The organism is Microcoleus sp. AT3-D2 (assembly GCF_036705715.1).
Taxonomy (GTDB): domain Bacteria; phylum Cyanobacteriota; class Cyanobacteriia; order Cyanobacteriales; family Microcoleaceae; genus Microcoleus.
In genome coordinates, this window is the sequence record NZ_JAUBVE010000006.1 from 65,684 (window position 1) to 88,628 (window position 22,945).

18 protein-coding genes and 1 pseudogene are annotated in these 22,945 nt (G+C 46.5%); 7 read left to right on the forward strand and 12 right to left on the reverse strand.

All coding sequences use genetic code 11. The annotated features are described in order from the left end of the window. Positions 1-14 precede the first annotated feature (14 nt). The 3 genes from QUB44_RS04470 to QUB44_RS04480 all read right to left on the reverse strand — a co-directional run bounded on the left by QUB44_RS04470 (position 15) and on the right by QUB44_RS04480 (position 2,429). Positions 15-1,175 carry a DUF1822 family protein gene (locus tag QUB44_RS04470; protein ID WP_333363638.1) on the reverse strand — a complete coding sequence of 387 codons (1,161 nt, stop codon included), beginning with the start codon at positions 1,173-1,175 and terminating at the stop codon, positions 15-17. A 33-nt stretch (positions 1,176-1,208) separates the two neighbouring features. After that, on the reverse strand, positions 1,209-1,937 hold the full coding sequence (locus tag QUB44_RS04475; RefSeq protein ID WP_333363640.1) for a hypothetical protein: 729 nt from the start codon (positions 1,935-1,937) through the stop codon (positions 1,209-1,211). A gap of 159 nt (positions 1,938-2,096) precedes the next feature. Then, positions 2,097-2,429, reverse strand: a complete 333-nt coding sequence (locus QUB44_RS04480; protein WP_333363643.1) for a hypothetical protein — start codon at positions 2,427-2,429, stop codon at positions 2,097-2,099. Positions 2,430-2,802: 373 nt separating this feature from the next. On the opposite strand from QUB44_RS04480, the gene QUB44_RS04485 reads away from it, so the two are divergent. Then, positions 2,803-10,227, forward strand: coding sequence for a hypothetical protein (locus QUB44_RS04485; protein ID WP_333363646.1), 7,425 nt, complete (start codon positions 2,803-2,805; stop codon positions 10,225-10,227). Positions 10,228-10,297: 70 nt separating this feature from the next. On the opposite strand, the gene QUB44_RS04490 is transcribed toward QUB44_RS04485, so the two are convergent. The 3 genes and pseudogenes from QUB44_RS04490 to QUB44_RS31080 form a co-directional block, all read right to left on the reverse strand. Next, a complete protein-coding gene (locus tag QUB44_RS04490; protein WP_333363649.1) occupies positions 10,298-11,068 on the reverse strand; it encodes a hypothetical protein in 771 nt (256 codons plus the stop codon). Then, positions 11,035-12,855 (reverse strand): DEAD/DEAH box helicase family protein, encoded by a 1,821-nt coding sequence (locus QUB44_RS04495; protein ID WP_333363652.1) that lies wholly within the window; start codon positions 12,853-12,855, stop codon positions 11,035-11,037. Before QUB44_RS04495 ends, QUB44_RS04490 begins: the two co-directional genes overlap by 34 nt. A 27-nt stretch (positions 12,856-12,882) precedes the next feature. Then, positions 12,883-13,074, reverse strand: a pseudogene (locus tag QUB44_RS31080) (HNH endonuclease); the annotation flags it as partial. Positions 13,075-13,445: 371 nt separating this feature from the next. On the opposite strand from QUB44_RS31080, the gene QUB44_RS04500 reads away from it, so the two are divergent. From QUB44_RS04500 to QUB44_RS04510, 3 genes are read left to right on the forward strand one after another with little or no spacing between them, the layout of a single operon-like run. Then, positions 13,446-13,622, forward strand: a complete 177-nt coding sequence (locus tag QUB44_RS04500; RefSeq protein WP_333363655.1) for a hypothetical protein — start codon at positions 13,446-13,448, stop codon at positions 13,620-13,622. A 22-nt stretch (positions 13,623-13,644) separates the two neighbouring features. Then, positions 13,645-13,851: a hypothetical protein gene (locus QUB44_RS04505; RefSeq protein WP_333341503.1), complete on the forward strand. Its 207-nt coding sequence runs from the start codon at positions 13,645-13,647 to the stop codon at positions 13,849-13,851. Then, the gene (locus QUB44_RS04510) at positions 13,848-14,243 is read left to right on the forward strand and encodes a hypothetical protein (RefSeq protein WP_333363659.1); all 396 of its coding nucleotides are present in this window, start codon (positions 13,848-13,850) and stop codon (positions 14,241-14,243) included. The genes QUB44_RS04505 and QUB44_RS04510 overlap by 4 nt, the downstream gene beginning before the upstream one ends. A gap of 83 nt (positions 14,244-14,326) precedes the next feature. On the opposite strand, the gene QUB44_RS04515 is transcribed toward QUB44_RS04510, so the two are convergent. The 3 genes from QUB44_RS04515 to cobU form a co-directional block, all read right to left on the reverse strand. After that, positions 14,327-16,396, reverse strand: a complete 2,070-nt coding sequence (locus QUB44_RS04515) for an AarF/ABC1/UbiB kinase family protein (RefSeq protein ID WP_333363663.1) — start codon at positions 16,394-16,396, stop codon at positions 14,327-14,329. A 77-nt stretch (positions 16,397-16,473) separates the two neighbouring features. Then, positions 16,474-16,896 carry a hypothetical protein gene (locus QUB44_RS04520; RefSeq protein WP_333363666.1) on the reverse strand — a complete coding sequence of 141 codons (423 nt, stop codon included), beginning with the start codon at positions 16,894-16,896 and terminating at the stop codon, positions 16,474-16,476. Positions 16,897-17,173: 277 nt separating this feature from the next. Then, positions 17,174-17,746, reverse strand: coding sequence for a bifunctional adenosylcobinamide kinase/adenosylcobinamide-phosphate guanylyltransferase (gene cobU / locus QUB44_RS04525; RefSeq protein ID WP_333363670.1), 573 nt, complete (start codon positions 17,744-17,746; stop codon positions 17,174-17,176). Positions 17,747-17,946: 200 nt separating this feature from the next. Between cobU and QUB44_RS04530 the strand changes: the two genes are divergently transcribed. Further along, positions 17,947-18,918, forward strand: coding sequence for a glycosyltransferase (locus QUB44_RS04530; protein WP_333363673.1), 972 nt, complete (start codon positions 17,947-17,949; stop codon positions 18,916-18,918). A gap of 1 nt (position 18,919) precedes the next feature. On the opposite strand, the gene QUB44_RS04535 is transcribed toward QUB44_RS04530, so the two are convergent. Beyond that, entirely contained in the window at positions 18,920-19,132 is a 213-nt protein-coding gene (locus QUB44_RS04535) for a hypothetical protein (RefSeq protein ID WP_333094623.1), read from the reverse strand. On the opposite strand from QUB44_RS04535, the gene QUB44_RS04540 reads away from it, so the two are divergent. Next, entirely contained in the window at positions 19,059-19,976 is a 918-nt protein-coding gene (locus tag QUB44_RS04540; protein ID WP_333363803.1) for a glycosyltransferase family 2 protein, read from the forward strand. The genes QUB44_RS04535 and QUB44_RS04540 overlap by 74 nt on opposite strands. Positions 19,977-20,064: 88 nt before the next feature. Here QUB44_RS04540 and QUB44_RS04545 read toward each other — a convergent pair whose 3' ends face one another. Then, complete coding sequence (locus QUB44_RS04545; protein WP_333363676.1) at positions 20,065-20,862, reverse strand: cation diffusion facilitator family transporter; 798 nt, start codon at positions 20,860-20,862, stop codon at positions 20,065-20,067. Between the two features lie 55 nt (positions 20,863-20,917). Here QUB44_RS04545 and hpsU point away from each other — a divergent pair, with 55 nt between their 5' ends. Beyond that, on the forward strand, positions 20,918-21,595 hold the full coding sequence (gene hpsU, locus QUB44_RS04550) for a hormogonium polysaccharide biosynthesis acetyltransferase HpsU (protein WP_333363682.1): 678 nt from the start codon (positions 20,918-20,920) through the stop codon (positions 21,593-21,595). Positions 21,596-21,614: 19 nt separating this feature from the next. On the opposite strand, the gene QUB44_RS04555 is transcribed toward hpsU, so the two are convergent. Next, entirely contained in the window at positions 21,615-22,943 is a 1,329-nt protein-coding gene (locus QUB44_RS04555) for a response regulator (RefSeq protein ID WP_333363685.1), read from the reverse strand. Between the last annotated feature and the right edge of the window lie 2 nt (positions 22,944-22,945).

The following is a 22,945-nucleotide window of genomic DNA, read 5'->3' on the forward strand; positions in this document are numbered from 1 at the left end:
AGTTAATCAAAGTATCATACCACAAAATTTTCTGTAATACTTAAATCATCTAAAGCTACTCGGATACTAAAGCTCTCGTTTGGCTCTACGTGAAAATCGTTCAGCAAAATGTACAAGTTCTGAACTGTTGCTTCTACCTCGTGTAGATTGTCTCCGGTGTCGGATATTAAGGACAGTTTAATATTTGTTGGCAGGTAAGGTTCTCCGATCGCCGGATGCAACTGGACGTGAACTCTGAGAGTGCGATCGTCCTCTTCGGCAACAGCAACCAACAAAGCAACACTCGTCCTTCCCAAACGCATTCCCAAGTCAATCAACTTAGCCCGCGTCACATCAGCTTCGGGAAACCTATTGATACTGCTTTGACGGCCCTGCGAGGCAGATTCGGCTCTCGAATTTCCACCTCCTCGGAAGGCAAAATTGGGGGTTTCGTCAGGAAAAAGTAGGTCGTCTAAATTTTGTTTACCTTGCTCAAATTTCTGCCAACCTGTTTCGGCAACATTCTTAAACCAATTGCCTAAATTAGATTTCACTGGGTTTTCAATTTCTGTAGGAGAAGTCTCCGGCTGCAGATTAAAGATTGATTCAACTGACTCCCAATCTGATGTAAATACATTCTCCAGCCACTGACGCAGATTGACTTGAGATTCAGAGATATGTTCGAGGTGGAGCAAGAAGTCATCCAGGGAATGCAACTCGCTCAATACTAATTCGCCCGTACCCGCAGTTGGGGAAAATCCCAGCAATTTTGCTTCCTTTTCATCCTCCTCAATTTCTACTACCAGATAACCGATGCGCTCCTCCCTTGCTTCGGGGGGAACGTGACAATTATTGGATAGGTTTTGCGGCGAATTGATGCGATTAGTTTCTGCAGGTGTCGGCAAACTTATCAGCGGACGGCATTCGATTTTTCCGAGATTTTTGATATATAAATCAGCCACATTTTCCAACAAGCGAACAACTGGATTCCAGCTATCGCAGTTAGTTAAATCTGTTTCAATATCTAAAAGCGTCAAGTAATCGCGGACGGCCAACACAGCCAAAGTGTTGAGATAAACTTGTTCTCTTTTGTGGGGGTGAAGCTGTTCGGAAGCAAATTGCCGTGCTGAACGAATTGCCTTTTGGGTAATTGGCATTGGCAAGGATTGGTTTTCGATGCTGTTACTCTGTGCCATTGTTAACTCCTGTGATGATTAAAATTCGTAATTTTAGCGAAATCTTTGCAAGTGAGGGCGACATTGAACTCGGTGAAAGGCATACAGGGTAGAATACGGGCAGGAAAGTTCTGCTGCTAATACGGTGAAGCTTTTGCCCGCTGATAAACCTTTTAATATAACTTGACAAGTTATATCGGGTCGCCCTCTAACGTGTTTACTCAACACCCGATCGGGATCGGTATCAATCCAGGCTTGAAGTTCTGTAAAAAGCTGAGCTGTTTCGCGAATGTGAGTTCGATCGCGATCGGGTAACTCTTCGATTTTTTCGATTTCTTTTCCATCTTTGAAGATTTTTTTGCTACTGCATCTCCTGTTATTTTCTCTATCTACCTTCAAAGCCCAATTTTGCAGCCGTCGCTTGAAATAATAATTGAACCAAGTAATGACATTGCCGCGAGTGCGATCGTACTGAGTTCCAGTGCGGGATTCGCACAAATTGCTACAGAAAAACACCCACTGTTCTTGCAAAGCATCTTCATAGTAAGGTAGATTTTCCTTCCAGATCAGGCCCGAGTTTTTCATCTTAGTCAGAAGCTGGTGCAACAAACGGCTGCGCTTCAAACCGGGAGGATGCTGGCAAATTTCGCTAACAAGCCGATCGAGTTCTTGATATAGAAGTTGTCTGTGGGATAATTTCGATTCTCCCTCACCATCAACAGCATCGGTTTGGTTCTCGGATGGGCGGTCTTTCCCCTCGGAGGGAATGTACTCATCATTCATAGTTCAGTGCGGCCGCAACTTTGTTCCTACATTTATTTATCAGGGTGAGTTGGAGGAATTTATGCGAAATTCTGAAAGTTTTTTTCAGCGGATAATTGAAAGTCTTGCTGTGCGGTGGATTGGGCCGTTGAATTATATGTGAATTTTTGTTAAGACGCATCAAAACCTGCAGAAACCGGGTTTTTGCGATTTATGCAGGTTTGTAACGAAGTATTCTGCGAAAAACCCGGTTTCTGACCACCAGTGCGTAATATCGATCGCCCTTAAATCCCGAAAACACCCGTTCTTCCGTACTTTCACCCAGTGTTTGCCAAACTCGACCAAAAAAACTTGAGAGTTTTGCATAAAACTACTGAGTTCACCCCGATAAGTAAATAGGAAGAACAAAAAGGCTTTAGGGGCGATCGCCCTGAAATCCCGAAAACACCCGTTGTTCCGTACTTCCACTGGTGTTTGCAAAACTTTATCAAAAAAAACTTGAGAGTTTTGCATAAAACCACTGAGCTCACCCTGATAGATATACAGAAGGGAAATTACGAAGTTCATCGCACTTGTTGAGATTTATTCAAAAGTGCGATCGCGCGTAACTTCCCGATCGAAATCCGAACCAAATTCCCAACGGGTATTGGAAAGGGCTTCTTCCGATGTTGGTTTAGTCTATTTCCACGGTTGCATTTATTGAGTTGATTTGAGTCAGTAATTGCGACAACTGAGTTGAAGTGCGATCGCATTTCGCGAGACTTCAGTTTGGGTAAATGACGGATCTACGACAGCTAGAGAGTGCAGAAGTGCGATCGGGCTTGTCGATAGAGTCGCTTTGTCAATTTTCAGAACACATTGTATCTACCACGCGAGGACAAAAATCATGGCTACTCCTAATTTTGAATTTGAAGAAGTTTACAATCAACTAATTGAAGAAGGTGGAAACAGTCAAGTTGTTTATATCAATGGAATGTTCACACCGCCAGCAGATTTTAACACTCAAAGAGATAAGCTTGACGAACTTTTCAATTTAAAAGGCAATGAAATTATTACAGGAGGGTACAAAGGTTCACTTCTGTACACCCCTTATTACAATGAGTCTGATTATACTGGCAACCTTGTTGAAACGGTTGTCATACAGCTTGCCAAAGGACTTTTTGAAGCAGCTACATCAGTATTTCTCGATCAGATAGCAGGGCAGATTTCACTCACTTCAATGTTTCAGTTTTTCCAAAACATATCAAGTCAAAATTTAAAAAATATGATAGATGAGGTTTTTGGAAACCTGTTTCAAAGTATTGTTACTGGAGAGCCTGAAGGAAGTTTAGGTGCGTTTGCAGATACTTTAGATTTGATAAAGTTGTTTTTTGAAAATCCAGTCCAGGCCTTAAGTAGCGGTGAGTTTTTAAGTGAAGCAGCTTTGTTCCTTACAAATTTTATTCCGCCACCTTGGGATGCTGTTTATGATGGTATAATTGGGACTTTGCCTGATGATTTTAAAGAGTCATTAGCTCAATACTGGTATAAGAACCCAGATAAAAGTCAAGCTTTAAATGGTGAATGGACAACAAAAGCTAGTGATTGGCTGAATCTGCCAGATTCTAATAATTCTTTGATTTTGATAGGTTACTCTCAAGGCAACTTTTTTCTGGAAGATGGTTTAATTGAGATCGGCTCTCAGATCGATCCATCTCGCGTTAGAACTTTAGCATTTGGCTCTCCAACGAGTTACTTTCAAGCAAAACAAGTAGTTGATATTTACGGCAAGAATCTTTTCAATCCCTTAGATCCTGTAGCCAAGCTGCAATTTAATTCAGACGATTTGTTGACGAAAGTTTCAAATATCTTTCAGATGTTGCAAGGGATTGTTCAAGGGAATATAGGTCAACATGATTTCAACAATTATGTACAACGGGACGATCTTAACGACAGTCTCAAAGAGTTCTTCTACGACTTGCATCCCAAAGGGTACTATTTCCCTAGTAAAGATACATTAATGCGCCCCGGCACAGAAAATGATGACTGGATCAAAGGAAATGGAGACATTCAAGGAGGCTTACGCAACGATGTTTTACAAGGGACAGGTAACAGTGACAATTTAACAGGCGATTCGGGCTTCGACTTTTTAGATGGTGGAAAAGGAGGAACTGATACTGCTAGTTACTCCGGCAGTCCAATTGGCATTAAAGTTTGGGCTGATAAAGTTGCTGGTCAAGATGTTTACAAAGTTGAAGATGGCTTTGTTGTAAAAGGCGAAAAAACTGTAGACACTCTTGGAAATATCGAAATCATCAGCGGCTCAAATTTTGCTGATGAAATGACCGGCGGTGACTACAGCGATATCTTCTACGGCCAAGGTGGAAACGACCTTTTTTGGGCACAAAAAGGAGACGATACATTCTACGGTGGCACTGGTAATGACAAAGCTTACGGCGGCGATGACAATGATGACCTTCGAGGTGATGAAGGCAGCGACGATTTAAGAGGAGAAAACGGCAACGACTCTCTTTACGGCGGCCAAGATAACGACTTCCTCTACGGTGGCGATGGTGAAGACGAACTGCGCGGCGAACAAGGTGCCGATGACCTCCGAGGAGAAAATGGCAACGACTCTCTCTACGGCGGCACCGAAAATGATTCCTTGTACGGCGGCCAAGGTGAAGACAAAGTTTACGGCGAAGAAGGAGACGATGACTTAAAAGGAGAAGAAAACAATGATTCTCTTTACGGCGGAACTGGCAAAGATACCCTCAATGGCGGCACTGGAAATGACGACTTGCGAGGCGAACAAGGCGATGATTTGTTACAAGGAGAAGCCGGAAACGACACTTTATACGGTGGCGATGATCAAGACCAACTTTACGGTGGGTTAAATGCCGACTTACTCTACGGCGAAGCTGGCAACGACCAACTTTTCGGTGAAGACGGCGACGACATCCTAGACGGCGGTAGCGACAACGATGTCCTCATCGGTGGCAGCGGCGATGACAAACTCTACGGCCAATCCGGCAACGACATCATCCAAGGCAACACGGGCGAAGACTACGCCGAAGGTGGCAGCGGCCGCGACTTCATCCAAGGCAATGAAGGCAACGACATCCTCTACGGACAAGACGGCAGCGACACGGTAGAAGGCAACGCCGACGACGATTTCATCGATGGTGGCAACGGCCAAGATTTGCTGTTCGGCAATACCGGAGATGACAGAATTTACGGACAAGCCAGCAACGATGTCATCCAAGGCAACGAAAATAATGACTGGCTCGAAGGTGGCGACGGCCAAGACATCATTGATGGGGGGGCCGACGACGATGATATTTACGGACAAGCAGGGGAAGACAATCTTTTCGGCAGTCAAGGCCAAGACTACATCGATGGTGGTGACGGCAAAGATACCCTGTTTGGCGGCTTCGATGACGACGTACTTCTAGGCCAAGCCGGCGATGACACTCTCAACGGCAACGCTGGCAACGATGAATTATTTGGCGGTACTGGCAATGACTCGTTAATCGGAGAAATCGGCGATGACTTAATTGATGGAGGAGAAGGAGTCGATCTCGTTAATTACATCAATTCTCCCAGTGGCGTTATCGTTAATATTGACGAAAATAGCGACTACGACAACAACACCAACCAACGCTTCAAAGAATTCGTCACCGCAGTTAATCCCAGCGAATATTACACCGAACTAGAACGGGATTTTGAAATTGCCGCTGGTACGGGTAAAGACGGTTTTGGCACTACCGATGCTTTGAGAAACTTAGAAGACATCATCGGTACTCGCTTTGAAGACATCCTAATTGGCAACGAAAAAGATAACCGAATTTGGGCATTAGAAGGCAACGATTTATTAATTGGCAATGCCGGCAATGACTCATTTTATGGCGGAGAAGGTATCGACATTCTCAGCTACCGCCGCGACCCGAACGGCGTTACTGTGAATTTACAAACAGGCGATGCTACCGACGGTTGGAAAGGCCAAGACAAAATTACTGGCATTGAAAACGTCGCCGGTTCTCGGCATGACGATAATATTACCGGCGACGATACCGTTAACGTTATCACTGGCGATGCTGGGAACGATCGCATTTACGGACTCGGTGGCCACGACAAACTCTACGGCGAATTCGGCAACGACTTAATCTACGGCGGCGAAGGCGGCGACAGCATCTACGGCAATCAAGACCGAGACACCCTATACGGCGAAGCCGGTCAAGACTACATCCGAGGTGGTGATGCCGACGACTTAATCTACGCCGGTAGCGATGACGACACCGTTGCCGGAGACGCTGGTTACGGCAACGACACAATTTTTGGCGAAACAGGCAAAGACTTACTCTACGGCGGCGCTGGCGACGACTTTGTGTACGGCGGCGAAGACAAAGACACCATCTACGGCGAAGGCGAAAACGACAAACTCTACGGAGAAGGAGACACCGACCTAATCTACGGTGGCACCGGCGACGACAACATCTACGGCGGCGACGACCAAGACACCCTCATTGGCGAAGCCGGCAACGACACTCTCGCAGGCGATGCAGGCGACGACACCCTAGACGCCGGAACAGGCAACGACTATCTCTACGGCGGTACCGGCAAAGACACCCTAAATGCCGGCCTCGGCAACGACCAACTTTACGGCGGCGGCGATGCCGACATCCTCCTCGGCAAAGAAGGCGACGACAACCTCTACGGCGAAGCTGGCGACGACACCCTCGATGCAGCAGAAGGCAACGATTCCCTCTACGGTGGCGACGGCAAAGACATTCTCGATGCCGGAATTGACAACGACTATCTCTGGGGTGGTCAAGGCGACGACACTTTATCCGCCCAAGCTGGCGATGACTATTTGTTTGGGGAAAACGGCGATGACATCCTCGATGCTGGCGAAGGTAACGATTCCCTCTACGGCGGCGACGGCAAAGACATTCTCGATGCTGGCGAAGGTAATGACTATCTCTGGGGTGGTGAAGACGACGACACTTTATCCGCCCAAGCTGGCGATGACTACCTGTTTGGGGAAAACGGCGATGACATCCTCGATGCTGGCGAAGGCAACGATTCTCTTTACGGTGGAGACGGCAAAGACATTCTTGATGCCGGAATTGGCAACGACTATCTCTGGGGTGGTCAAGGCGACGACACTTTATCCGCCCAAGCTGGCGATGACTACCTGTTTGGGGAAAACGGCGATGACATCCTTGATGCTGGCGAAGGTAACGATTCCCTTTATGGCGGTGACGGCAAAGACATTCTCGATGCCGGAATTGGCAACGACTATCTCTGGGGTGGTGAAGACGATGACACTTTATCAGCCCAAGCTGGGGACGACTACCTCTACGGCGAAAACGGCGATGACATCCTCGATGCGGGCGAAGGCAACGATTCCCTCTACGGCGGCGACGGCAAAGATACCCTCTTCGGCGAAGCTGGCAACGATTTATTAGAAGGTGGTTTCGGCGATGACTCACTCTTAGCAGGCGACGGTAACGATACCCTTCTCGGTCAAGCTGACAACGACACTCTGTACGGCTTCAGTGGCGATGACATCCTGGAAGGCAACTCAGGAAAAGACCGACTTTTTGGGGAACTCGGCAACGATACTCTCAATGGTGGTACTGAAAACGATACCCTCGAAGGTGGCGACGGTAACGACATTCTGGACGGTGGTGATAATAACGACAGTCTGTTCGGACAAGTCGGTGATGATACGGTTATCGGCAACCGTGGCAATGACATTGTTGATGGCGGTTCCGGCAATGATTTGCTTCAGGGTAATCAAGGGCGCGATCGAATTTACGGTCAATCCGGCCTCGACACCCTCCTCGGTGGCGACGATAGCGACACTCTTTGGGGAGGAGACGACGCTGACAACTTGCTGGGAGAATCCGGCAGCGATAACCTGTTCGGCGGTTTCGGCAACGACCAACTCGACGGCGGCGAAGATAATGACAGTCTCTACGGGGAAGGTGGCGATGATACCCTAGCTGGCGGAACAGGCGACGATTTCGTAGATGGCGGCACCGAAAACGATACTCTCTCCGGCAATGACGGCCGTGACAAATTATACGGCCGCCAAGGCAACGACTTTTTAGAAGGCAATGCCGATAACGACCAACTTTGGGGTGGAGATAACGACGATACGCTGTTAGGACAAACTGGAGACGACCAACTGTGGGGTGAATCGGGCAATGACAGCCTCGATGGTGGCGAAGGGGCCGATCAACTTTTTGGTCAAATCGGCAAAGATACCCTCTCCGGTAACATTGGCGACGACTACTTAGAAGGTGGCGGAGACGATGATAGCTTAAGTGGGGGCGCAGGGCGCGATCGCATTTACGGAAATGACGGCAACGACATCGCCGACGGCAACAGCGGCGACGACTACATCGACGGCGGCGCTAACAACGATACTCTAAGTGGTGGCGAAGGGCGCGATCGAATTTTCGGTCAATCCGGCAACGACAGCCTCGAAGGCAACGACGACAACGACTTCCTCGATAGCGGTACCGGAAATGACCGCCTATTCGGCAACGACGGCGACGACGAACTCTACGGCAGAGAAGACCAAGATTTCATTGATGGCGGCCGCGGCAACGACCAAATCTACGGCGGAGATGCAGCCGACACCCTCCTCGGACAAACCGGCAGCGACAACATAGACGGCGGTTCCGGCGCAGACTCGATTCTCGGCGGCGATGGCAACGACAACATTTGGGCCCAAGCCGGCAACGACTTCATCAACGCCAACGCCGGCAACGACAACATTTGGGGCGACGAAGACGACGACCTGATTTTTGGAGAAGCAGGCGAAGACAAAATCGACGGCGGTTCCGGCTACGACACCATCGACGGCGGCGCGGACAACGACCAACTGTTCGGCGGTACCGGCAACGACCAATTATTAGGCGGTGCCGGCAACGACAAAATTGACGGCAGCATCGACGATGACAAACTCTTCGGAGGTGCCGGCAACGACTTGATGTTTGGCAGTCAAGGGCAAGACACGATGTTAGGCGAAGTCGGGGAAGACACCCTCTACGGTGGCGATGAAACCGACTTGATGGACGGCGGCGCCAGTAACGACATGGTTTTCGGCGACTCCGGCGATGACACCCTCACAGGCGATTCCGGCGACGACACCCTCACAGGTGGTGGTGGCAACGACTGGATGGGCGGTGGTAACGGCGACGACTTAATGTTCGGTGAATGCGACGACGACACCATGCTGGGAGGTGCCGGTAAGGACACCCTTGACGGCGGTTGTGGCAACGATTTGCTAACCGGGGAAGCTGGCAGCGACAACCTGTTGGGTAACGAAGGCGATGACAGTCTTGATGGCGGCAGCAGCAATGACACCCTCGATGGCGGTAATGGCAACGACTTCTTAAATGGTGACAGTGGCAATGACAGCCTGAACGGTAACGACGGCGATGACAGCGTTTACGGCGGTGAAGGCAACAACCTACTCAAGGGCGGCAACGGCTTAGATACGCTGATTGGAGGCAGCAGTTCCGACATCTTTGTGCTAGCACCAAGTTCGGGACTTGATAACATTGTTTACTTCCAGGTCGATCGCGATTACTTCGGACTAACACAAGACCTCACCTTTGACCAATTGCAAATCGTTCAAGGCGGTGAAAATTATACTAACGATGCTTTGATTAGCATCGCAGGCACCGGCGAACATTTAGCTTGGGTGAAAGATACTCAATTTAGTGCGATCGACAGTTCTCGGTTTATTTCCATCACCCCCGGAGCCCCGCTGCCTGGAGTTTTCAATACTCCCTCGCCTGTCGATTCCTTAACTGGCGAACCTGTTGATAGTGAGGATGATGAGTTGATTGATAACAGTTCTACCGCTGGCTTATCAAACACAACTGCATCAATTAGTCAGCCAAACAGCACGACTACTGCATCAATTAGTCAGCCAAACAGCACGACTACTGCACCAGCAAATATCACCTTGCAACCATTACCAACAGCGACTAATCCAGATAATTTGACAGTAACTTCTGCCAATAGTATCCCCGACGATATCTTGTTGAATGGCGGTGCAATTCCCACCATGATGACCTTTAGTGAAACTGATGATGACATCCTCATCTACGACACTAACAGCTTGTTGGGCTCTCTAACCAGCGCTCAAACTCAGCCAATTATTCCTTTGAACGGCACGACTGTTAATAGTGCGATTTCCCCAATTGCTAATACTTCTGCCAATGACAACAGCCTCTTAATTACTCCGGCTGCAAGTCCCAGCAATCCACTAGCAAATAGCGATTTGACTGGCATTTCGACCTTGTAGTAATTGTAGGTTTGGTTGAGGGCGATCGAATACATTAAAAACCCGGTTTCTTCAAGAAACTGGGTTTTTATTATGGGTTGTTTTCAACCGCAAGAAATTCTCCGATTCGACTGTAAAGTTCTTTGAGTTGCTCGGAGTCCAAAGCTTTAATTAGCGCATCTCCAGCTTTCTTCGGGTTATGACGAGGTATGGTTATAAATAAGCTTCCATTTAGACTACTAGATGGCACTTTTTCCAACCAATCTTTGACCAGTTTCCGCCCCCGATCCGTGATTTGGTAATCACCACGTTTATTACCTGATAATCGTTCAATCCATCCCAAGTCTAGCCACAATTGCCTCAAAATGTGTGCGTTACTTAAACAAGTCCGCAATACTCCTTGAATCTTAACTGCATTTATAGGCTGGTCTGGACAAGATTGAACCAGCTTAGAAAATTTTGGCAAATATTTTGACGGACTTCCCTGCTCTTGAACTCGATCTTCTTCAGGCTCAAACGTCTTTGCATTAGGTGATGCTAATTCCTGAATGATTTTGTCAATATCTGACGGCTCGTAACCCAAACCAAATGGTGGTTTAGCCTTGCAGAGTTCCTCATAAGTCTTGAATGGCTTTCCACACTCATCAACAAGCTGATGATAGCCAGAGAATTGCTTCATCAAATCGCGCCATGCTTTCAATTGTTGAGCATTGAATGCAGCATCATGTAAGGCTGATTGCAGTTCCAGCCTTACAGCGATCGCCCAAGGGCGCGATCCAGGAGGTGCATTGAGTTCGCCTGCATTGCCGAGAGTTTCTATGTGAGTTTTCAATCGTTCATTGGATATTTGCTTTGTAGCCATGCCCACACCCGCCTCAATTCTTCAAGTGCCATTGCTGTGCGTGACTTGCCAAATTCTTTGACAATTTCCCCATTAATGGTTTTGAACTCCATACGATTCTTGACTGTATAGTAACGGACATAATTTTCAATTTTCTCTCGTATAATGGACAGCTCTTCACTTGGGGTTAACGATTCTTTGTCTGATGAGTCTGCATAAACTTCAGTGCTAATTCGCCGTGTATTATACGACTCCATAAAACGTTTCAGATTTATAGTGCTGCCACTAATTCCAAACTCCTGTGCGGTTGATTGAAGTATAGCGGTTTCAGCATAATCAACAGTTTCCCCGTTACTTGAATCAGATGCTCTTGAGCGTGTCAAGCTTGAATTTAATGCGATAATACTATTATATCCCAGTTCTTTGTTTTTAGCATCATTATCCCCATTGCCACCGCCATTTTCACGTTTATTTAATTCTCTTTCCCTCAGAATTGGAGCTTGTTCCGCCATGATTTTTTGTACGCAATCCACGGCTAATTTGTCATCTGGAAGATAAATCAATCCTGTTTTTTTCAAAACTCCAGCTTCTCGATCGACTCTCGCAGCCCTTGCCCATGATTGTTCCAGCCAAGGCTTACTTCTGATATTAGTTAAACAGGCAACATGGGTAATTGCCGGAACGTCAAGCCCTTCATAGGCCATTGCCACTGTTACTAAAGCATCAACTGCTTTTGCCTCGCCGTAATTGTAGTGTTTCTTAAATCTTTTAATTGCTGTTTGCGCTTCTTTCGATTCATCACTTGTGGCTTTTAAAGCTTTTATTCCTAACTTTTGCAGCCACTCCAAATATTGATTAGCTGTTGCTATTGATGGCGCGAGTACCAATAGCTTAGCTCTATGGTTATCTTTTTTATGTGACTTCCAATTATCAACACACTTTCTGAGTAACTGCTCGGCGTATCCGGTACTAAGCGCTGTGCGAAGTGCTATGCCCCTATAGTCTCCAGCCTCTGCTAGGCTTTCCACTGAATTTTTCTGCCCTTTTTCGTCTATCCATTCAGCCTGTCCATCACCCCATTCAAAATGGAGAGGAACAATAGCCCCCTCTCTGAGTGCTTGTCCTCGCGTATATTCAATAACTACAGTACCTTTACTACTTGATAGATCGGGAATAAGACCGCTAGGAGTTGTTTTATAGGGCATAAAAGCAATTGGCTGCCGATCTCCACGCTCACCGGTTCCTGTTACTAAGATGACTAATACAGCATTATCTACCAATGGCTGTAACGCTCCATGCCATGCTCCATCTTCCTCAACATGATGAAACTCATCCACCACTAGAATATAGCGCTGGCGTCGAAGTTCTTGAGCATGAAGATCGGGATTTGCTATAATAGCCTGGTATGTCGCTACATAACCATTCATCCCCTTGCATGGATTAGGCTCATTGTTATTTGCCATAATTCTATGCTGATGCCCTAGCATATTTTTGAAATACCCATCTTCAAAATTCTCTTCTGCTTGCTTTTGGAGATTGAGTCTGGGAACAACCCAACAGATTGCATCAGCTATGGTTCCATGAAAGCTGTTGCCCGAATTACGATTGGGAATTAAGTTGGCAGCAGCAATTACTGGGATAAGACTCTTACCGCCTCCAGGCGTAACAAGCATGAGAATTTTTTTAATTTGTTCGCCTGCCTTTATGCGTTTACAGATTTGTAAAAATTCATCTTGATGTCTTCTTAAATTAAGAGGTTCTTTAGGAGATTGTGAAGAAAAAAGGTCTAATTGGATTGCATCTGTCATGTTTCTGTTCTCCTCAGCAGTTTTTTGATGATGACATTTGGGGCATAATGCCTGCATTTCGTGGACATTGGTCCTCTGAGTTTCTGCCCATCGCTCAATGTGGTCTGCGTGCCAGTCTGAAGGCAAATCACATCTGCAATGCTGGCACTTGCCATTGGCGGCATACCATAGGGCAGCGCGTAGCCGTTTTGATCGAAGGAAGCGACTCTGATCCTGCATTTGAAAAAGCTATAAGGCTTACGCAGCAAGTAAAAACATCTACTATAGAAATTTTATCTACTTTTGAAGTTTTAGTCAACATAAAGATTTTATGAGCTAGCTGTCTCTACTTTTGTCAAGAGGATGGCCACGAAGCAGGCAGCGGCATATTGCTGGAACAATCCCGTAGCGATGACTGGTTCGGCGGTTCCGGCAACAACATTTCTTAATGCGGTGGGGTTGCCGTTTTTTGGCTATGTTGGTAGGATAACGTATATCGCGCAACCGCGCAATACGTAGTAATATCACCACGTAGTAAACCGCCCCCTCGCCAGATGCGAGAATACAGGTATGCGCGTATGAGAGACATGGCTAAAAAAATTCCACCTGAAATGGCTGAACTAAGCGTTTACGTAGATAAAAGGCTAAAGCTACGATTCAAACTAGCTTGCACAGCTCAAGAAAAGCCAATGAGCGAAGTCATCGGTTTACTGATGAAGCAATGGCTAGAGACAGCAGAAACCCCGCCAGAGCCTAAAACTAAAGCGGGGCAAAACGTTCAAGACTGAGGAGACATTAAGCGAGGGACAAATGTTGAGAGACGCAGACAACCCAGAAAAATCTTGGGAAGACTTGGAAGCCGAACTCGCTGAATACCCGGACAGACCATTTTATGCTCGGAGTGACGCAGAAGCTGCTAAGCGATGCGAACAGCAAAACCGCGAAGCAACAAGACACCCCGATGCAACCGGAAGAACCTACTACACCTGTGACGAGAAAAAAAGGAAAAACCGATGACCGAATATCGATTAACACCAGCAAAGTACCACTATGTACAAGTAGTTGTTTCCCTCAACCGCGTTCACTTAGACAACTATAAAAACCCTGATGAAGCATTGACAAAACTGCTAGAACTTGGTTACACTCCTGAATTGCGATATCAATGGAATCCAGAGCGAAACGAATTTGATTTATACGCCCTAATTCACGACTTACCGCTAGAAGAATCGCTAATGACCGATGAAAAGTGTCAGGAGTTTTTCAAGCATTTCAAACACAGCCAAATATATTCAATCGGGTGCGGTAACGCTGACCCAGATTGGCTATTTGCTTGGGGTTTTGATGACCCCCGCCGTCACGCCAAGCCCGAAGAAATTCAACCTTTACCAGCAGCTAAAGCAGCAGCTTAATATGATGAACGCAGACGAAATTTCATCTGCGTTCATCTGTGTTTATCTGCTAATATCTGCGGTCAAAAAACCTCCCTATCGAACTACTTCGCCGCAGGCAAAGACAACTGAGGCGAAGTTTTAGCATAGCTTCCATTCACGGGAATCGCCTCCGGTTCCTGCGAAAGCAAAAACTCGCGAATAACCCTAGCAACTGCTCTTTGAGCTAAACCGCCGACTACTTTCTGCCCCATATTCTGCACTTCCGGTTTCACCAACAACTGCGGAAGAAGCTGCAATACTTTCATCGTGTCAAAACCGGGAGTTGATTGCAAAATATCCCAAATCCGCTTGATGTGTTCTAAGTTTTTTTGTTCAGTTGGTGAAACCACAGGTTGATTTGCCTTGACTCCAAACCATTCGCCCACGACTGCTTTGGCGTTAGCAACAGCATTGCTGGAAAGTGTGTCAAGACTTTTGACTAATTCCAGGACAATACGATCGCGAATAAAATCTCCTCTTTGGGAAAATAAATATTCTAAAGCTTGGTTCAAGAGTTTGCTGACATCATAATCCTCGCTCTCGCGGGCATTGTTGAGCAAGTTTTCTAAGCGGTTCCAGCGGAATTCGCCTTGTTTGAACAGCAAATCTTGCAGGGATGCTCTCAATTCCGGTGCGGGGTCGCTCAACAGCCGTTTGGCTACGTAAGGATAAGCTTTGCTCAACACTTTGAATTCTGGATCGACATTAATGGCAATCCCTTCTAACGTAACGAGCGATCGAATAATCAAAGCATAGTAAGCTGGAACTCGGAAAGGATATTCGTACATCACCGCCGAAAGTTCGTCAGTAATGCTTTTGAAATTTAGTTCGGCAACGCTAGCACCCAAAGCATTGTTAAATACGCTAGCTAAGGCCGGAATAATTGGCGTCAAATCGGTGTCTGGTGTTAAAAACTCTAACTTGACATAATCTTTTGCCAAACCTTCAAAGTCGCGGTTCACCAAATGCACCACAGCTTCCAACAAGCCGTACCGCTGATAAGGTTTAACTTCGCTCATCATCCCGAAATCGAGATAAGCTAACTGACCATCAGGAGTTGCCAAAAGATTGCCGGGATGCGGGTCGGCGTGAAAGAAACCATGTTCTAGAAGTTGTCTGAGAGAGCACTGCACCCCCACTTCAATTAAGTAAGGAGCATCTATTCCTTGAGCTTTAACGGCCTCTAAATTCGTAAGTTTGATGCCGGTGATCCACTCCATTGTTAAGACGCGGCGGCGGGTATATTCCCAGTAGATGCTGGGAACATAAATGTCTTTGATGTGACCGTAGAGTTGGGCAAACCGTTCGGCATTTTGACCTTCGTGGGTGTAGTCCATTTCTTCGTAAATGCGCTCGCCCAACTCGTCCATAATGCTTGCGAGGTCACTGCGAATTATTTTGAAGTTGTTTTGTGCCCAAACTGCAACGCGCCGCAGGATGTAGATATCTAAACCGATGTTCTCGGCTAAACCTGGTCGCTGCACTTTGATTGCGACTGTTTCCCCGGTTTTGAGTTTGCCTTTGTAGACTTGTCCGAGAGATGCTGCTGCGATCGGATCTGGGGTGATTTCTGCGTAGATGTCTTTGGGGTGGGCGCCCAATTCTTCTTGGATGAATTGATAGGCTACTTCGTTCGGAAATGCTGGCAATTGGTCTTGCAGCGTTGTTAGTTCTTCTAAATATACTGGCGGTACTAAGTCGGGCCGTGTTGAGAGTGCTTGTCCGATTTTGATGAAAGCTGGGCCGAGTTGGGCCAGAATTTCTCGCAGTCGGACGGCGCGACGCTTTTGGTTGGTGGCGGTACGACCTGTTTTGCCGTCGAACCACACACTGAAGGCAAAGCTAAAAAATGTCCAAACAACGCTCGACAGCCTTCCCCAGACTTGTAGAGGTCGATTTCGGTACAGGGCTGCGATCGCCACTGGATCGTACCGAACAGCATCTCCGGCCAACTCGAAAGCTATATCTCTGGCTGATTTGAGCCGATCGTCCGTTACGACATCCGCCTCTAGTGATACTGGTACTGCTTGCAGGGGAATTGTATTTGCATCTTGGAGATTGCCGAGTACAGCCTGAGTCCCTGAATTTACATATGTTTGCGGGGAGGCTGGCGATACTGTCTTGACATTCATAAATCAGACCTAGTGTGAAGCATTGTAAATATATTGTAACAATTTAAGGAAAAAGACCCTTCTTCCTTCTTATATAGTTACTCGCCGCTGGATCTTTTGAGTCGATCGCGAAGCCCGGATAGTTGCGATTGGCTGCTGACTGGCGATCGAGGTTGGGGCATTTCGGTATCGGGCCAGTTCGGTAAGTCGTTACAGGGACAGAACTCCGGGGGCATTCCGGTTTGTTTGAACACTACGGGCATAGCGCAGCGCGCGCAGCCACTGATTTCCCAAGCTGGTGTCAGCAGTTGGGCAATTGTTTCGTTTGTGCCTTCGAGGTAACAGTCTCCGCTGTCGCAGGAGATGATTTTTTGCCAGCAGTCTTCAAATTCCTGGCTGTAGCGATCGCCGGCATTTACCGATTTGGGCAGCAGCGCTTCGGAACCGTTGCGAATTAATACTTTTTTGCCTAACTGAAACCAGTAAGCAATATATTTTCTTACTTCACTATCTGATGCCATAACTTTTAGTCAACCCTTCAACTAATTGATGATTTTAGACTTTCAATTTGAAATTAGCACTCTTTCTCAAGAGACATTTTATATTTTACATTATTTCAAAATTTGGCTATTCCTCATGTCAAATTGTTGTGCTATTTGCCCTGGGGAGTATGTTTTTTGACTAATTTCTGTGACTCTTGAGTTTTCAATCTTAGTTAAAATTATACCTGATTTTTAGTTAAAATTGTCGTTCGGGAAACCGAGATGTTTTCTCTCTTGTCGATCGCGACTCCGGCTGTTAATTTTTCAAGGGCGGCAGCGGCGTACCCAAAGCGCTTAGATTCAAGGCGTAACCTCCGGTGGCGAGATAAACAGTATCGGCGATCGCCCCGATGTGGCGCACGAGAGTGCCGAGGCGATCGCGAAACAGCCGCCCCGCCGGATAAGCAGGCACAACGCCCCATCCGGTTTCTTCCCCTACCAAAATTACATCAGCCGCCGCCGACTTCAAACAGGCGAGCAAATCTTGCTGCGTAGTAGCCCAAACAGCAGCTTCTTGTTCCAAAAGATTTGCCGTCCAAGTTCCCAGGGAATCAATCAACAAACAATCCGACGGCTTGCTGGCCCGCACAACGGCCGATAATTCGATCGGCACTTCTAGAGTTGCCCAATCAACTGGGCGGCGATTTCGGTGCTGATCGAGGCGACGAAGCCACTCCAAATCCGTTTCATCAACCTGACCGGTAGCCACATAGATTACTTGTTTTCCCGAACCCGCCGCCAGAGTTTCGGCCCATTCACTTTTGCCACTCCGGGCGGGCCCAGTTACTAAGATTAATTGTCTCGATGTGGTGGGTTCTGAGTTAGTCATTAGTTATTAGTCAGCAGTCATTAGTCAGATACAAAGGATTAAACACAATTATCCATTACCAATTACCAATTACCAATTACCCATTACCAATTATCATTTAGACTGCCAACTACCAAATGCTTTTTAAGCGATAATAGCATTGATGAGACAATATCAGAGTAAGTCGATCGAGAACCCCCGTATTTCCCAAGCTGTTATTTATGCCAGATCATCCTCAGATATCAGCGATTATTTGCACCCACAATCGCGCCGCCTATTTAGGTGGGGCGATCGACAGCTTGCTGGTACAGGATTTTCCCGACAACTTTGAAGTAGTAGTAGTGGATAACGCTTCTAGCGATTATGCAAGCCCCGAAAGTTCGACTTCGCGCACCCGCGAGGTGGTAGAAGCAAGACAGGGCGATCGGCGCCTCAAGTACGTGTGGGAACCCGAAATCGGTCTGTCAGTAGCCCGGAACACAGGCGCTAAGCAAGCTCGCAGCGAAATATTAGCTTATCTCGACGACGACGCTATTGCTGAGCCGAATTGGCTCAGGGTGCTGCACGCGGCTTATCAAAGCAATCCAAAACTCGCCGTAGCTGGTGGCAAAGTCAATTTGCTCTGGCCTTCGGGAGTCAGCCCGCCCGAATGGCTGTCACCGGGGTTGGCCCAGAACTTGGGATCATACGATTTAGGCGATACTTGCCTGTACGTAACTGCTGCAGGTTTGACTCCCAGGGGTGTAAACTACTCAATCCGGCGCGCTTTTCTCGAACAAATTGGCGGCTTCGATGCCAAACTCGGTAGAGTCGGCAAAAAGTTGCTGTCAAATGAAGAGTTGCGGGCCACAGAATTAGCTTTAGAGTTAGGTTGGCAAGTAGTTTATCTACCGGATGCCCTGGTGCTGCACAATGTCGCGACAGAAAGGCTCCACAAAGCTTGGTTTCTAGAGCGCGGGTGGTGGCAAGGCATCAGCGAGTGTTATCGCGAACAATTGTCCGATCGAGCCGGTATTGCTCAGCTTGGGCGAGGGGGTGAAAGAATCTTGAGGGGTGTCTGGAAGTCTTTTAAATATATTAGAGATCCAGGGCTGCGCTTTGAAAATTTCGTTTTTGCCTGGGGTCAAATCGGTTATTTGAGCGCAGCAGTCCGCGGCCTGATTTTTGCACCGAAATCGACCACTAGGTATTAGGCTATAGGCAATATCCCTCGCTGCTCAACTCGTTGGCGCGGCTGTGCCGATCGCACTTCATCCACCAAAACTCGACCGCATTCAGGTTCAAGCACTCGATTATGACATCTAGTTCATCCAAGATTCCGGTTTCAGTTCTCATTCCGGCAAAAGACGAAGAACTTAATCTACCTGCGTGTCTGGCCAGCATTGCCAGGGCGGATGAAGTTTTCATGGTTGATTCCCAAAGTAGCGATCGCACGGTAGAAATTGCCATCAGCACCGGCGCAAAAGTAGTGCAATTCTACTTCGACAACCGCTGGCCGAAAAAGAAAAATTGGTCTTTGGACAATCTGCCCTTTCGCAACGAATGGGTATTAATTGTCGATTGCGACGAGCGCATTCCGCCGGAACTTTGGGACGAAATCGCGCAGGCGATCGAAGACCCCAATTTTGACGGCTACTACCTCAACCGCAAAGTCTTCTTTTTAGGCCAATGGCTGCGTTACGGCGGCCGATATCCCGACTGGAATTTGCGTTTGTTCAAGCATCAAAAAGGACGTTACGAAAACCTCGGCACTGAATCCGTCCCCAATACTGGCGACAACGAAGTTCACGAACACGTCATTTTAGCTGGTCAAGTCGGCTACTTAAAAAATGACATGATCCACGAGGATTACCGCGATTTATTTCACTGGATAGAACGGCACAATCGCTATTCTAATTGGGAAGCTCGTGTTTATTACAATATTATTGAAGGGCGCGATGACAGCGGTACTATTGGCGCTCACTTATTTGGAGATGCAGTGCAGCGGAAACGCTTTCTTAAAAAAGTTTGGGTGCGGCTGCCTTTTAAACCAATGCTCAGATTTATTTTATTTTACTTCATTCAGCTCGGCTTTTTGGATGGAAAAGCTGGCTATATTTATGCAAGGTTATTGAGTCAATATGAGTATCAAATTAATGCAAAACTTTATGAATTGCGTTGTTGTGGCGGTCAGTTGAATGTGGCCGAACCTGAGCCGCCTCTGTCGCCGCCAGTAGTTATTGGTCAGGAGACAGAAGTGAAATTGCCATAATATTTTGGAGGCATGAGGGAATTGGGAATTAGGAATTGGTAGTTGGGAATTAGGAAAGCCAGCCCATACCGAATGGTTTGAGAGATTTTCATTTAATAAGTTCTTCTAGGGATGGGAACAGCAATTTTTCTGCGCTCACTTTTTCGCAATCGCAACCTTGTTGAATTGCGGATATTTCTGATACTTTTCCTCGCAGCAATTGGATGCTTTCTATTAGCAATGGTAGGGTTAATAAAATTATTGATGCTGATACCAGCAAGCTAATCAAGCCGTCAGCCCAATTCCAGTGTAGCCACGCAACGGCGATCGCCGCTAAAATTACTCCAACGGACGAAAATATGTCGGCGACTGCGTGCAGAAAGGCACTTTTAAGATTTAAGTCGCCGTGACAGCAGGAATGCAAGCAACAAGCATTAATCGAGTTGATGCTTAAACCGACTATGGCGGTAATTAACATCGGGAGCCCTTCTACTTCGGGAGTTGGGGACTGCAAGCGGCCGATCGACTCTGCGGCAATCCACAGGGCGATCGCCACTAAACTGATACTATTAATTAAAGCAGCAATGATTTCTCCTCGTTCAGGGATTGACGATTGTGCGATCGTACAATCTACGGATTTACTTTTGCGTTTGACTGAGGAGTACCAAGTCGCTGTCAAAGTTATTGCTAAAGCTGCTACATCTGAAAAAACGTGACCCGCATCTGCTAATAGGGACAAACTATGAGAATTAAGTGCGGCGATTAACTCTGCTACAAAAAAGCTGCTAAGCAGTACCAATGCTGTTTGTAAAAGTCGCACTTTGCCAATTCTGGGATTTGTATTCTCGCATTGTGCGATATCCTTGGCATTTTCCGAGTCAAAATTGTCCCTAACTAGAAATGTCATGCAGCAGTCCTTAAGGTTAAACTCGATTTTAAATTAAACATTAAATTAACTATCAATGACCGATTATATACCAACTCCGCACCAAGATCCGGAAAATCCGATCGCAAATTCCCCAAATTCTCAAATAAACGATCGTCCAATTAGCCACAATCACGCAAATACTTTGACAGGCGAATCTTTAGTTGATTTGCGGCTGTACAACCAATCAAAGTTCGATCGAGGAAAGCCCAATTGGCTAATTTTGCTTTGGTGGTTCATCCAGGCGATCGTATTTCCCCTGACTCCACACCCTTTTAACGGCATCAGAAGCGGCTTGCTGCGGTTATTTGGAGCGAAAATAGGTTGTGGTGTGATCATTCGCCCCACGGCTCGTTTTACCTATCCTTGGAAAATTGCAATCGGCGACTATAGTTGGATCGGAGATGATGTTGTATTGTACAGTCTGGATCGAATTGCGATCGGCAAACACTGCGTCATTTCTCAAAAAAGCTACCTATGCACCGGCACTCACGACCCCCAAGACCCAGCCTTTCGCTTAATCACAGCACCTGTGATCATTAATAACGGCGTTTGGATTGCCGCCGACTGCTTCATTGGCCCTGGTGTAGAAATCGGTGCTAACGCTTTAATCGGAGCTCGCAGCAGCGTCTTTAAAAATATGCCAGCTAGCTTTGTTTGCACGGGAACACCTTGCCGTCCCCGCTATCAGCGAGAAATTAACAAAAGTTCGTAAGAGACATTGTACCAGGAAATTAAGCAGCTTTACAAGCTTGCTGCCGAATAGGAATTTCAATGACGAATTCTATTCCCTTTCCTAATCCAGGCTGGCAGTATAATTTGCCCCCATGCTTTTCCACAATAATTTGGTAACTGATAGATAACCCCAACCCAGTTCCTTTACCGATAGGTTTGGTGGTAAAAAAAGGGTCAAATACTTTCTGTTGTAAAGTTTCGCAAACTCCCCGACCATTGTCACTAATATAAATAGCCACCCAATTCTCGTCAATTATTTTTGTAGCAATTTGAATGCGGTTCTTGTGTTGTTTAATTTCTGCAAAGGAACGCTGCTGATTCGATTCCTCTAAAGCATCAATGGCATTGGAAATAATATTCATGAACACTTGATTTAATTGTCCGGCATGGCATTCTACTGGTGGAAGCTGACCGTACTTTTTTATTAGTTCAATCTCAGGATGCTCTGGTCTTGCTTTTAAACGATGATGCAGGATGGTGAGTGTACTATCAATTCCTTCATGAATATTTACAGCTTTCACGTCTGCCTCATCTAGGCGAGAAAAGATTCGCATAGACTTGACAATCTCTTGGATGCGCTGCGTTCCTAAGTTGATTGAGTTAAGAACTTTGATAAAATCTTCCTCCACAAATTCTAGTTCTACTTCATCCATTGCTGCTTGAATCCGAGGGGTAGGATTTACATAATCTTCTTGATAGAGGTGTATAATTTTTAGTAAGTTATGAGCGTACTCTTGGGCATAACCCAGATTGCCAGATATGAAATTTATAGGGTTATTTATTTCATGAGCAATCCCAGCCGCCATTTGCCCTAAGCCGGACATTTTCTCGCTTTGGATTAACTTAAGTTGCATTTGTTGTAAATCATCATATGCTTGGCTGACTTCTAATATTTTTTCCTCCAATAAGGTATTTTTTTCTTCTAATTTGTCAGCTAGAACATGAAGCTTTAAATGCAGCTTGACGCGAGCTAATACTTCCTCCTGTTGGAAGGGTTTGGTAATATAATCTACAGCCCCAAGCTTAAACCCCTCAACTTTATTAGCCGTATCCGAGAGCGCAGTCATAAATATAATGGGAATCTGTTTAGTTTCTGGATTAGCCTGTAATCGACGACAGGTTTCAAATCCATCAATTTCTGGCATCATGACATCTAGCAAGATTAGATCTGGGAGAGCATATTTGACTCGCTCTAGTGCCATCTTTCCAGATTTCGCAACCCGAACTTCAAATCCTTCTTGGCTTAAGGCATCAGATAAGACACCCAAGTTAGCTGAATTGTCATCAACTATAAGAATTGTACCATTTGCTTTAATTTCTGAAGTCATAA